The organism is Escherichia sp. MOD1-EC5433 (assembly GCF_002966005.1).
Classification (GTDB): Bacteria; Pseudomonadota; Gammaproteobacteria; order Enterobacterales; family Enterobacteriaceae; genus Escherichia; species Escherichia ruysiae.
Map to the genome: position 1 here is coordinate 385,029 of NZ_PTRL01000004.1, position 11,739 is coordinate 396,767.

Annotated in this window: 10 protein-coding genes; 3 read left to right on the top strand and 7 right to left on the bottom strand. The window is 51.1% G+C overall.

Annotation, left to right across the window (positions count from 1 at the left end; genetic code table 11):
• Positions 1-41: 41 nt before the first annotated feature.
• Positions 42-1,220, top strand: coding sequence for a formate-dependent phosphoribosylglycinamide formyltransferase (gene purT / locus C3D30_RS11190; protein WP_105286891.1), 1,179 nt, complete (start codon positions 42-44; stop codon positions 1,218-1,220).
• 56 nt (positions 1,221-1,276) lie between these two features.
• Here the strand turns inward: purT and kdgA are convergent, their stop codons facing one another.
• The 4 genes from kdgA to C3D30_RS20600 all read right to left on the bottom strand — a co-directional run bounded on the left by kdgA (position 1,277) and on the right by C3D30_RS20600 (position 5,791).
• A complete protein-coding gene (kdgA, locus tag C3D30_RS11195) occupies positions 1,277-1,918 on the bottom strand; it encodes a bifunctional 4-hydroxy-2-oxoglutarate aldolase/2-dehydro-3-deoxy-phosphogluconate aldolase (RefSeq protein WP_000800514.1) in 642 nt (213 codons plus the stop codon).
• Positions 1,919-1,954: 36 nt separating this feature from the next.
• The gene (gene edd / locus C3D30_RS11200; RefSeq protein WP_001069467.1) at positions 1,955-3,766 is read right to left on the bottom strand and encodes a phosphogluconate dehydratase; all 1,812 of its coding nucleotides are present in this window, start codon (positions 3,764-3,766) and stop codon (positions 1,955-1,957) included.
• Positions 3,767-4,000: 234 nt separating this feature from the next.
• Entirely contained in the window at positions 4,001-5,476 is a 1,476-nt protein-coding gene (gene zwf / locus C3D30_RS11205; RefSeq protein WP_000301722.1) for a glucose-6-phosphate dehydrogenase, read from the bottom strand.
• 15 nt (positions 5,477-5,491) lie between these two features.
• Positions 5,492-5,791 (bottom strand): hypothetical protein, encoded by a 300-nt coding sequence (locus C3D30_RS20600; protein ID WP_000156104.1) that lies wholly within the window; start codon positions 5,789-5,791, stop codon positions 5,492-5,494.
• Between the two features lie 22 nt (positions 5,792-5,813).
• Between C3D30_RS20600 and hexR the strand changes: the two genes are divergently transcribed.
• Complete coding sequence (gene hexR, locus C3D30_RS11215; RefSeq protein WP_001056712.1) at positions 5,814-6,683, top strand: DNA-binding transcriptional regulator HexR; 870 nt, start codon at positions 5,814-5,816, stop codon at positions 6,681-6,683.
• Between the two features lie 126 nt (positions 6,684-6,809).
• Positions 6,810-8,252 carry a pyruvate kinase gene (pyk, locus tag C3D30_RS11220; RefSeq protein WP_000091160.1) on the top strand — a complete coding sequence of 481 codons (1,443 nt, stop codon included), beginning with the start codon at positions 6,810-6,812 and terminating at the stop codon, positions 8,250-8,252.
• A gap of 121 nt (positions 8,253-8,373) precedes the next feature.
• On the opposite strand, the gene lpxM is transcribed toward pyk, so the two are convergent.
• The 3 genes from lpxM to znuA form a co-directional block, all read right to left on the bottom strand.
• Complete coding sequence (lpxM, locus tag C3D30_RS11225) at positions 8,374-9,345, bottom strand: lauroyl-Kdo(2)-lipid IV(A) myristoyltransferase (protein ID WP_010357026.1); 972 nt, start codon at positions 9,343-9,345, stop codon at positions 8,374-8,376.
• A 118-nt stretch (positions 9,346-9,463) separates the two neighbouring features.
• A complete protein-coding gene (mepM, locus tag C3D30_RS11230; RefSeq protein WP_001184035.1) occupies positions 9,464-10,786 on the bottom strand; it encodes a murein DD-endopeptidase MepM in 1,323 nt (440 codons plus the stop codon).
• 15 nt (positions 10,787-10,801) lie between these two features.
• Complete coding sequence (gene znuA / locus C3D30_RS11235; RefSeq protein WP_024195121.1) at positions 10,802-11,734, bottom strand: zinc ABC transporter substrate-binding protein ZnuA; 933 nt, start codon at positions 11,732-11,734, stop codon at positions 10,802-10,804.
• Positions 11,735-11,739 lie beyond the last annotated feature (5 nt).

Sequence of the window (11,739 nt, forward strand, 5' to 3'; positions counted from 1 at the left end):
TCGTTTATACTTCACGCGGAATTAATCAGGGGATATTCGTTATGACGTTATTAGGCACTGCGCTGCGTCCGGCAGCAACTCGCGTGATGTTATTAGGTTCCGGTGAACTGGGTAAAGAAGTGGCAATCGAGTGCCAGCGCCTCGGCGTAGAGGTGATTGCGGTTGATCGCTATGCCGACGCGCCAGCCATGCATGTCGCGCACCGCTCCCATGTCATTAATATGCTGGATGGTGATGCATTGCGCCGCGTGGTTGAACTGGAAAAGCCGCACTATATCGTGCCAGAGATTGAAGCTATTGCCACCGATATGCTGATCCAGCTTGAAGAGGAAGGACTGAATGTTGTCCCCTGCGCGCGCGCGACAAAATTAACCATGAATCGCGAGGGCATCCGCCGTCTGGCGGCAGAAGAGCTTCATATTCCCACTTCAACGTATCGTTTTGCCGACAGCGAAAACCTTTTTCGCGAGGCGGTTGCCGCCATTGGCTATCCCTGTATTGTTAAACCGGTGATGAGTTCTTCCGGCAAGGGGCAGACATTTATTCGCTCTGCCGAACAACTTGCTCAGGCGTGGGAGTACGCCCAGCAAGGTGGTCGCGCCGGAGCGGGTCGTGTGATTGTTGAAGGCGTGGTTAAGTTTGACTTCGAAATTACACTACTGACCGTCAGCGCCGTGGATGGTGTCCATTTCTGTGCGCCAGTAGGTCATCGTCAGGAAGATGGAGACTACCGTGAATCATGGCAACCGCAGCAAATGAGCCCACTTGCCCTTGAACGTGCGCAGGAGATTGCCCGTAAAGTAGTGCTGGCACTGGGCGGTTATGGGCTGTTTGGTGTCGAGTTGTTTGTCTGTGGTGATGAGGTGATTTTCAGTGAAGTCTCCCCTCGCCCGCATGACACCGGGATGGTGACGTTAATTTCTCAGGATCTCTCAGAGTTTGCCCTGCATGTACGCGCGTTCCTTGGACTGCCTGTTGGTGGGATCCGCCAGTATGGTCCAGCCGCTTCAGCCGTTATCCTGCCGCAACTGACCAGTCAGAATGTCACGTTTGATAATGTGCAGAATGCCGTAGGCGCAGGTCTACAGATTAGATTATTTGGTAAGCCGGAAATTGATGGCAGCCGTCGTCTGGGTGTGGCTCTGGCGACCGCAGAGAGTGTTGATGAGGCGATTGAACGCGCGAAGCACGCCGCCGGTCAGGTGAAAGTGCAAGGTTAAATCTGTTAAAAGCAAGCGACAAAAATGCCCGATTCACAATCGGGCATTTTTAATTTTTACAGCTTAGCGCCTTCTACTGCTTCACGCGCCAGTTGAGTAATACGGTCGTAATCGCCCGCTTCCAGCGCATCCGCCGGAACCAGCCAGGAACCACCGATGCACAGTACGCTTTTCAGCGCCAGGTAATCACGGTAGTTAGCCGGAGAAATACCACCAGTCGGGCAGAAACGCACCTGGGAGAACGGACCTGCGATCGCCTGCAGGGCTTTCACGCCGCCATTAGCTTCAGCCGGGAAGAATTTGAACTCTTTCAGGCCGTAGTCCATACCCAGCATCAGTTCGGAAACAGTGCTGATCCCTGGGATCAGAGGAATTGTACCTTCAGTCGCCGCTTTCAGCAGTGGCTCAGTCAGACCCGGGCTGATTGCGAACTGTGCACCCGCTTCGGTCACTTCTGCCAGTTGCTGTGGATTCAGCACCGTACCGGCACCCACAATCGCTTCAGGCACTTCTTTGGCGATAGCACGGATAGCATCAACTGCACACTCGGTACGCAGAGTCACTTCCAGAACGCGAACCCCACCAGCAACCAACGCTTTTGCCATCGGCACCGCGTGTTCCAGTTTTTTTACCACGATAACCGGTACAACCGGGCCGGTGGTCAGGATTGATTCTGCACTTGTTTTCCAGTTTTTCATCAGAGTTTTCTCTCGCCTGATTACAAATTTGTCGTCTTAAAAAGTGATACAGGTTGCGCCCTGTTCGGCACCGGACAGTTTTTCACGCAAGGCGCTGAATAATTCACGTCCTGTTCCCACGCGCGACGCGCTCAGGTCAGGAATGTGCGGTTCGCGAGCAGCCAGTTCCGCTTCGTCTACCAGCAGCGTCAGTTCGCCTGTCTGTCCATTCACACGAATGATGTCCCCGTCGCGCACTTTTGCCAGCAGCCCGCCATCGTAGGCTTCTGGTGTTACGTGGATAGCTGACGGCACTTTACCTGAAGCACCAGAGAGTCGTCCATCAGTAACTAACGCAATTTTGAAACACCGGTCCAATAATACACCAAGTGGCGGCATGAGTTTATGTAATTCTGGCATTCCGTTCGCTTTTGGCCCCTGATGACGGACAACGACCACACAATCGCGGTCCAGCAAACCCGCTTCAAAGGCCGGCATAACGTCATGCTGGCTTTCAAAAACAACCGCAGGCGCTTCAATCACTTGGTTTTCTACCGGTACGGCAGAGGTCTTCATAACCGCACGGCCCAGGTTACCGCTTAACACTTTTGTCCCGCCATGATGAGAGAAAGGCTGCTCGAAGGAAGCAATCACATTGCTGTCGAGCGATTTTTCTGCGCCTTCGCGCCAGTCCAGCTCACCGTTATTCAGCCACGGTTCGAGGGTATAACGCGAAAGGCCAAAACCCGCTACCGTGTTGACATCTTCATGCAGCAGACCCGCCTTGAGCAGTTCACGTACCAGCACCGGTACACCACCCGCCGCCTGGAAGTGGTTAATATCAGCCGGGCCGTTCGGGTAGAGACGCGCCATCAGCGGTACGACATCAGAAAGATCAGAGAAGTCATCCCAGTTAATCTGAATACCCGCCGCACGCGCCATCGCCACCAGGTGCATTGTGTGGTTAGTGGAGCCGCCGGTCGCCAGCAGTGCAACAATACCGTTCACCACCACTTTCTCATCGATCATCTTACCGATCGGCATCCATTCATTACCATTACCGGTCATGCGTGTAACCTGACGCGCAGCGGCAGCGGTCAAAGCATCGCGCAGCGGAGAATCCGGATGAACAAAAGAAGAGCCTGGCAACTGCATCCCCATAAACTCCACCACCATCTGGTTGGTGTTGGCAGTACCGTAGAAAGTACATGTTCCCGGCGCATGATAAGACGCGGCTTCTGACTCCAGTAGTGCCATGCGGTCCACTTTACCTTCGGCATAAAGCTGGCGAATACGCACTTTTTCTTTATTTGGCAAACCGCTTGCCATCGGTCCAGACGGCACAAACACCGCAGGCAAATGACCAAACGACAGGGCTGCCATCGTCAGACCCGGGACAATCTTGTCGCACACGCCGAGAAACAGCGCGCCATCAAACATATTATGGGACAGCCCCACCGCCGCAGACATTGCAATCACTTCGCGGCTTAGCAGCGACAGTTCCATGCCGTCCTGCCCCTGGGTTACACCATCGCACATAGCCGGAACACCACCTGCAACCTGACCGACCGCGTTGGCTTCATGCAGTGCTTTACGAATAATCTCCGGGTAGTGTTCATAAGGCTGGTGGGCAGAGAGCATGTCGTTGTAGGAGGTGATGATAGCAATATTGTTACGCAACATGCTTTTCAGAGAGGCTTTGTCTTCTGGCTGGCAGGCAGCGAAACCGTGTGCCAGGTTACCACATGCCAACTGCGAACGATGAACGGTCGAAGTTTTCGCTTGTTCGATCCGGGCGAGGTATGCAGAGCGAGTCTCGCGCGAACGTTCAATGATTCGATTTGTTACGCGTAACAATTGTGGATTCATAAAGGCTCCTGAAATTGAGTTGTCAGAGCAGGATGATTCACAACGCGTTTCATTCAGGAAAATTATGACTGAAACGCCTGTAACCGGAGCTCATAGGGCAGAAACGTTTCAGTCAGTGTAATAAAAAAAGCCTCGTGGGTGAATCCACACGAGGCTCAAAAGTGTAAAAATTACTCTACAATCTGTGCAAGATCATGTTACCGGTAAAATAACCCGTAAGGATAAGTCGAGATATTACTCAAACTCATTCCAGGAACGACCGTCACGAGTAATCATCGCCACCGAGGCAACAGGTCCCCAGGTTCCGGCCTGATACGGTTTCGGTGCATCGTTGTCCATCGCCCAGGCTTCAGTAATAGAATCCACCCATTTCCACGCTTCTTCTACTTCATCGCGACGCACAAACAACGCCTGAATACCGCGCATCGTTTCCAGCAACAGACGTTCGTAAGCATCAGCCAGATGTGTCTGATTAAAGGTTTCTGAATAGCTCAGATCCAGCTTAGTGATTTGCAGGTTATGTTTATGGTCAAGACCAGGAACTTTATTCAGTACCTGGATATCCACGCCCTCATCAGGTTGCAGACGGATGGTTAATTTGTTCTGCGGCAGATCCTGCCAGGATTCTTTAAACAGATTCAGTTCTGGCGTTTTGAAATAGACCACCACTTCAGAGCATTTAGTCGGCAGACGTTTACCGGTACGCAGGTAGAACGGTACGCCAGCCCAGCGCCAGTTATCGATGTCGACGCGGATCGCCACGAAGGTTTCCGTGTTACTGCTTTTGTTCGCGCCCTCTTCTTCCAGATAACCCGGTACTTTTTTGCCCTGCGCAAAACCTGCGGTGTACTGCCCACGCACCGTCTTTTCACGCACGTTAGAGCGATCAATGCGGCGCAGCGACTTAAGTACTTTCACTTTTTCATCCCGGATGCTATCGGCACTCAGGTCAGACGGCGGAGACATCGCAATCATGCAGAGAATTTGTAGCAGGTGGTTCTGGATCATATCGCGCATCTGACCGGCTTTATCGAAATAGCCCCAGCGCCCTTCGATCCCAACCTCTTCTGCCACCGTGATCTCAACATGATCAATGGTGCGATTGTCCCAGTTGTTCACAAACAGTGAGTTAGCAAAACGCAGCGCCAGCAGGTTCAGTACCGTTTCTTTACCCAGATAGTGGTCGATACGGTAAACCTGACACTCCTCGAAGTATTCGCCTACCTGATCGTTGATTTCACGCGAGGTCGCCAGCGACGTACCCAGCGGTTTTTCCATCACCACGCGTGCCGGTTTGCCGTTCAGTTTCGCCTCACCCAGCCCTTTGCAGATTGCACCAAAGGTGCCAGGAGGCATGGCAAAGTAGTTAATGGTGATACGATTTTTTTGATCCAGCATCGCACCGAGACGACTGAATGCAGCCGTATCATTGACGTCGAGATTACAAAAATCCAGACGCGCACTCAGGGTGTCCCATAAACCTTCATCAATGGTTTCTTTCATGAAAGTTTCGAGCGCCTCGCGGACAACTTTGGTATATGCCGCTTTATCCCAGTCAGCACGCCCTACGCCGATAATCCGGGTGTCTGGGTTGAGCTGACCGGCTTTTTCCAGTTGATACAGGGAAGGCAGCAATTTACGACGCGCAAGGTCGCCTTTCGCGCCGAAAATGACCAGGTCACAGGCCTGGGCTGTTTGCGTTACCGCCATGTCATTCTCCTTAGGTTAACTAACCCGGTACTTAAGCCTGGGTATAATTGTAATTTTCTTACGGTGCACTGTACTGCTTTTACGAGCTTGCGAAAACTGTAAACGCTTATCCACCCGTGCGATTACGGCAAAAGCGCGTAAAGTGCGGCAAAACTGATAAAAAAACCATCGTTTTCCTTTGGGTAAAAATCTGACACTGATCATGTTATGAAAAAAAATAACAACTTTTTTATCTGCTTTTGTCATTAACACAGCACACAGGCGTAATATCTGACAAAACTGCATTTCGATTTCTTTCAGTGTGGAAATCGTCATTACCCGTGAGTCTCTTTACATCATGAATATGCTGGAAAAAATCCAGTCTCAGCTGGAACATTTGAGCAAATCAGAACGCAAAGTTGCCGAGGTCATTCTTGTCTCGCCCGACAACGCGATCCATTCGAGTATTGCTGCGCTGGCACTGGAAGCCAATGTTAGCGAACCGACAGTCAATCGATTCTGTCGCAGCATGGACACTCGCGGTTTTCCTGATTTTAAACTGCATCTGGCGCAAAGTCTGGCTAATGGCACACCCTATGTTAATCGCAACGTCAGTGAAGATGACAGCGTTGAATCATACACAGGGAAAATATTTGAGTCGGCAATGGCTACTCTCGATCACGTCCGCCACTCGCTGGATAAGTCCGCCGTCAATCGTGCTGTTGATCTCCTCACCCAGGCGAAGAAAATTGCCTTTTTCGGGTTAGGTTCTTCTGCCGCTGTTGCTCACGATGCAATGAATAAGTTTTTTCGCTTCAATGTTCCGGTGATCTACTCGGACGATATCGTACTGCAGCGAATGAGTTGTATGAACTGTAGCGATGGAGACGTCGTTGTGTTGATTTCCCACACCGGCAGGACCAAAAATCTGGTTGAACTGGCACAACTGGCGCGGGAAAACGACGCAATGGTGATTGCCCTCACCTCTGCTGGTACACCACTCGCCCGGGAAGCAACGCTGGCAATTACCCTCGACGTACCGGAAGATACTGACATTTATATGCCCATGGTCTCTCGACTTGCCCAGTTGACCGTGATAGATGTGCTGGCAACAGGATTTACTTTGCGACGCGGCGCAAAATTCAGAGATAACTTGAAGCGGGTCAAGGAAGCTCTCAAGGAATCGCGTTTTGATAAGCAGTTACTTAATTTAAGTGACGATCGTTAAAACGATTGCCACTGTTCTAATCTTATACGACATCCGAATGAGATTAATTTATCGCCAAAATGGCTTTATTTCATTCGGATTTCATGTTCAAGCAACACCTTGTAGTTTCAGTCAACGGAGTATTACATGTCCAGAAGGCTTCGCAGAACCAAAATCGTTACCACGTTAGGCCCTGCTACTGATCGCGATAATAACCTTGAAAAAGTTATCGCTGCCGGCGCAAACGTTGTACGTATGAACTTTTCTCACGGCTCGCCTGAAGATCACAAAATGCGCGCGGATAAAGTTCGTGAAATTGCCGCAAAACTGGGGCGTCATGTGGCTATTCTGGGTGACCTTCAGGGGCCAAAGATTCGTGTATCTACCTTTAAAGAAGGTAAGGTATTCCTCAATATTGGGGATAAATTCCTGCTGGACGCCAACCTGGGGAAAGGTGAAGGCGATAAAGAAAAAGTCGGTATCGACTATAAAGGATTGCCTGCTGACGTCGTGCCTGGCGATATTTTGCTGCTCGACGACGGTCGCGTTCAGTTAAAAGTGCTGGAAGTCCAGGGCATGAAAGTGTTCACCGAAGTGACCGTCGGCGGCCCTCTCTCCAACAATAAAGGGATCAACAAACTCGGCGGCGGCCTGTCGGCTGAAGCACTGACCGAGAAAGATAAAGCAGATATCCAGACTGCGGCGCTGATTGGCGTGGATTACCTGGCTGTCTCCTTCCCTCGCTGCGGCGAAGATCTGAACTATGCTCGCCGTCTGGCGCGCGACGCAGGTTGTGATGCGAAAATTGTCGCCAAGGTTGAACGTGCAGAAGCAGTTTGCAGCCAGGACGCGATGGACGACATTATTCTCGCCTCTGACGTGGTGATGGTTGCACGTGGCGACCTCGGCGTAGAAATTGGCGATCCTGAACTGGTCGGCATTCAGAAAGCGTTGATTCGTCGCGCGCGTCAGCTGAACCGTGCGGTAATCACTGCGACCCAGATGATGGAGTCAATGATTACCAACCCAATGCCGACTCGAGCAGAAGTTATGGACGTGGCAAACGCCGTGCTGGATGGTACTGACGCAGTAATGTTGTCTGCAGAAACCGCTGCGGGTCAGTATCCGTCAGAAACCGTTGCAGCCATGGCGCGCGTTTGCCTGGGTGCGGAAAAAATCCCAAGCATCAACGTGTCTAAACATCGTCTGGACGTTCAATTCGACAATGTGGAAGAAGCTATCGCCATGTCCGCGATGTATGCGGCTAACCACCTGAAAGGTGTTACCGCTATCATCACCATGACCGAATCAGGTCGTACCGCGCTGATGACTTCCCGTATCAGCTCCGGACTGCCGATTTTTGCGATGTCTCGCCATGAGCGCACCCTGAATCTGACTGCGCTTTATCGTGGTGTAACGCCGGTCTATTTTGACAGCGCGAATGATGGCGTGGTTGCTGCCAGCGAAGCGGTAAATCTGCTGCGCGATAAAGGCTACCTGATGTCTGGTGACCTGGTAATTGTCACCCAGGGCGATGTGATGAGTACCGTGGGTTCTACCAATACCACGCGTATTTTAACCGTAGAGTAAGTACATTGCCGGATACGGTGAAAACGCCTTGCCCGGCCTGCAATTCAATGATAATTCAACAGATTTGAAGCAAACTTGAACTTATCATCAGACGAAAGCCTCTCTTCGTGAGAGGCTTTTTCTATTTGATAGGATAAAGATCTTTACGTTTATAAGGCTGGATTTCGCCCGGTTTGCGAGTCTTGAGCAATTTTAAAATCCAGGTGTATTGCTCTGGTCGCGGACCAACAAAAATCTCGACTTCTTCATTCATCCGCCGCGCAATGGTATGGTCATCAGCCTCTGACAAGTCATCCATCGGCGGGCGCACCTGAATCGTCAAACGATGCGTCTTGCCGTCATAAATCGGAAACAACGGTACGACACGCGCACGACACACTTTCATCAGACGACCAATCGCGGGCAGCGTCGCTTTATAGGTTGCAAAGAAATCAACAAATTCACTGTGCTCCGGGCCATGATCCTGATCGGGCAAATAATAGCCCCAGTACCCCTGACGAACCGACTGGATGAACGGTTTTATGCCGTCATTCCTCGCATGTAGACGACCGCCAAAACGACGACGCACGGTGTTCCAGACATAATCAAAAACCGGATTGCCCTGATTATGGAACATCGCCGCCATTTTCTGCCCTTGCGAGGCCATCAGCATCGCGGGGATATCTACCGCCCAGCCGTGCGGCACCAGAAAGATCACTTTCTCGTCGTTACGCCGCATCTCTTCGATGATTTCCAGTCCCTGCCAGTCTACGCGCGGCTGAATTTTTTCCGGCCCGCGTATCGCCAGTTCTGCCATCATCGCCATCGCCTGCGGCGCTGTGGCAAACATCTCATCCACAATCGCTTCGCGTTCAGCTTCGCTACGTTCTGGAAAGCAAAGAGACAGATTGATTAACGCACGACGACGTGAGCTTTTACCCAATCGTCCGGCAAAACGTCCCAGCCGCGCCAGAATGGGATCGCGGAATTTCGGAGGGGTTAAGGCAATGCCGGCCATCGCCGCCACACCCAACCAGGCTCCCCAGTAACGCGGATGGCGAAAGGATTTATCAAACTCAGGAATGTATTCACTATTATTTTTTTTCGTTTCCATGCTTTTCCAGTTTCGGATAAGGCAAATATCAATCTGCTGATAGTGTAGCGGCGCAACTTGCCCCGCACCAAATAAAAAAGCCGGTACTGACTGCGTACCGGCTGCGAATGGGTGTTAATTAATCAAACTGTAGCTGCGGCACAATCTCTTTGGCCTGCGCCAGGAACTCACTGCGATCGGAGCCAGTCAGCCCTTCGGTACGCGGCAGTTTCGCCGTCAGCGGGTTTACGGCCTGCTGGTTGATCCATACTTCATAGTGCAAATGCGGCCCGGTTGAACGCCCGGTATTACCAGAAAGCGCGATACGATCGCCACGTTTTACCTTCTGCCCCGGTTTCACCAGAATCTTGCGCAGGTGCATATAACGCGTGGTATAGGTGCGGCCATGACGGATCGCAACATAATAACCTGCGGCGCCACTGCGTTTGGCTACAACCACTTCACCGTCACCCACCGAAAGTACCGGCGTACCCTGTGGCATCGCGAAATCAACGCCCCTGTGCGGCGCAACGCGGCCTGTTACCGGGTTCAGACGACGCGGGTTAAAGTTAGACGAGATACGGAACTGCTTCGCCGTCGGGAATCGCAAGAATCCTTTCGCCAGACCAGTACCGTTACGATCATAGAACTTGCCATCTTCGGCACGGATAGCGTAGTAATCTTTACCTTCAGAACGCAAACGTACGCCCAGTAACTGGCTTTGTTCACGTTTGCCATCAAGCATTTCACGTGACATTAATACCGCAAATTCATCGCCTTTTTTAACCTTCCGAAAGTCCATCTGCCACTGTAACGCTTTAATCACTGCGCTCACTTCAGCACTGGTTAAACCAGCACTTCTGGCGCTGGCAACAAAGCTCGACCCTACAGTGCCTTTCAGTAGATTATTAACCCACTCCCCTTGCTGCATTTCGCTGGTCATTTTAAAACCGTTTGCTGCAGTGCGGTCATAGGTACGCGTTTCCCGACGAGAAACTTCCCAGGTCAGACGTTGTAAATCGCCCTCTGCGGTTAATGTCCAGGTGAGTTGTTGACCAATTTTCAGGTTACGCAGATCTTTATCCGCAGCAGCCAGTTGGGTGATATCACCCATATCAATACCATATTGATTGAGGATGCTACTTAGCGTATCGCCTGTGGAAACAACATATTCATGCACACCCGCTTCTCCGGCGATCTTGTCGTCCAGTTCATCTTGCGGAATGGCTTCATCTTCTTGTGCGGCTTGATCAATCGGTTCACTGGCTTCAGGTAAGAGTGAACGGATTTCGTTTTGTTCCAGCTCAATGGTTTTAACAATTGGCGTGGCGTCGCGGTGGTAAACATAGGGCCGCCAGACAGCGACGGCCAGAGTAAGAACGGTGAGCGACCCCAACATAACGCGGTGTGGTCGCGGTAAATTATTAAACGCCAGGGCGACAGAGCGGGCTATCTGTTGCACGTAATCACTTCCTCATTAATCTCCTTTCAGGCAGCTCGCGTACTGGTTGGCTAATTGATTCAGAAATTCTGAATAGCTTGTTTTACCCAGTTTGATATTCGTCCCAAGGGGATCCAACGTTCCCATACGAACGGATGTCCCTCGTGCGACGCTTTCAACGACCGCTGGCCTGAACTGTGGTTCAGCAAAAACGCAGGTTGCTTTTTGCTCAACCAACTGTGTTCTTATTTCATGTAAACGCTGCGCGCCCGGTTGAATCTCTGGGTTAACGGTAAAATGACCAAGCGGTGTCAGTCCGAATTGTTTTTCGAAGTAGCCGTAAGCATCATGAAAAACGAAATAACCTTTTCCCTTGAGCGGCGCGAGCTCATTACCAACCTGTTTATCGGTTGCAACTAATTGTGCCTCAAAATCCTTCAGGTTGGCGTCAAGTTTGGCTCGACTTTGCGGCATAAGTTCCACTAATTTTTCATGGATTGCAACCGCTGTAGCCCGCGCTATCTCTGGGGAGAGCCAAAGATGCATGTTGAAATCGCCGTGATGGTGATCTTCGTCACTTTTTTCCGCGTGGTTATGATCATCATCATCGCCGTGAATACTTTTCATCAGCATCGGTTTCACATCATCTAGCTGCGCAATCGTTACCTGTTTCGCCTCAGGTAATTTGCTCACCGGCTTTTGCATAAACGCTTCCATCTCCGGGCCAACCCAGACGACTAAGTCCGCGTTCTGTAAGCGTTTTACATCCGATGGACGCAGTGAATAATCGTGTTCAGAAGCACCATCAGGCAGTAATACTTCAGTCTCTGTTACCCCATCAGCAATGGCGGAAGCGATGAATCCAATAGGTTTAAGCGAAGCAACAACGGCGGCATCTGCCGCCTGTGTTGCACCACCCCAGAGAGCGGCGGATAATGCTGCGAAAAGAAGCGTTTTTTTATGTAACATAATGC

Bases quoted from the DNA above. Each gene is read 5' to 3' on its own strand.
- purT (WP_105286891.1), top strand. From the start codon at position 42: ATGACGTTATTAGGCACTGCGCTGCGTCCGGCAGCAACTCGCGTGATG.
- kdgA (WP_000800514.1), bottom strand. From the start codon at position 1,918: ATGAAAAACTGGAAAACAAGTGCAGAATCAATCCTGACCACCGGCCCG.
- edd (WP_001069467.1), bottom strand. From the start codon at position 3,766: ATGAATCCACAATTGTTACGCGTAACAAATCGAATCATTGAACGTTCG.
- zwf (WP_000301722.1), bottom strand. From the start codon at position 5,476: ATGGCGGTAACGCAAACAGCCCAGGCCTGTGACCTGGTCATTTTCGGC.
- C3D30_RS20600 (WP_000156104.1), bottom strand. From the start codon at position 5,791: ATGACGATTTCCACACTGAAAGAAATCGAAATGCAGTTTTGTCAGATA.
- hexR (WP_001056712.1), top strand. From the start codon at position 5,814: ATGAATATGCTGGAAAAAATCCAGTCTCAGCTGGAACATTTGAGCAAA.
- pyk (WP_000091160.1), top strand. From the start codon at position 6,810: ATGTCCAGAAGGCTTCGCAGAACCAAAATCGTTACCACGTTAGGCCCT.
- lpxM (WP_010357026.1), bottom strand. From the start codon at position 9,345: ATGGAAACGAAAAAAAATAATAGTGAATACATTCCTGAGTTTGATAAA.
- znuA (WP_024195121.1), bottom strand. From the start codon at position 11,734: ATGTTACATAAAAAAACGCTTCTTTTCGCAGCATTATCCGCCGCTCTC.